Source organism: Modestobacter versicolor (assembly GCF_041028285.1).
GTDB lineage: Bacteria > Actinomycetota > Actinomycetes > Mycobacteriales > Geodermatophilaceae > Modestobacter > Modestobacter versicolor_A.
Genome location: NZ_JABGDB010000044.1, coordinates 1 through 575 on the forward strand (window position 1 = coordinate 1; position 575 = coordinate 575).

Here is a 575-nt window from a genome sequence, read left to right on the forward strand (position 1 = left end):
GACTCGCTTGAATTGGCTCGTCTTCTTGGATTGACTTATGAAGGCGAAACATCTGACAAGAAAGTTTATGATTTATCACTAATCAATCTTGCTGACACTGACAAGATACTTGAAAATCTACCAAAATGAGCGAGAATTGAGAACTTCTCATTAGCTTATGACGTTGATACACGTGAAGGAAGAGGATTTGTTGGTACGCCAATCTATCACATAATCCAACAATCACCATTTGATGAAATGAAAGAAGTTATTATTGTCGGAAAGCAATTCAAAATCGCATCTTTTGGAGATAAAGCCGCCTTGGTTGACTATTACAAGCAACAACTGATCAATAAAAATGATGAAATTCGTGAAAAAGTTGTCAAAATAGCAAAAAAAGATATGACAGGTTTCTTATATGTCGATGAAAACCGTGCAAATTACTTGACCGTTATGCAAGATGGCAAGTGAGTTACCGGAAAAGCGCAAAAACATGGCCAATGAGATATTCTTCATAGGCAAGATTACTTGCAAATCATGATAAATCAAGGAAAAATCATCATAGATGAGCAAAATATCAAGTTGATTGCTGATTT

General features: G+C 35.3%; 1 protein-coding gene. It reads left to right on the top strand.

Annotated features, from left to right (window positions below; genetic code table 11):
- Positions 1-237: 237 nt before the first annotated feature.
- Positions 238-450: a hypothetical protein gene (locus HL054_RS22180; protein ID WP_259542503.1), complete on the top strand. Its 213-nt coding sequence runs from the start codon at positions 238-240 to the stop codon at positions 448-450.
- The last annotated feature ends 125 nt before the right edge of the window (positions 451-575 follow it).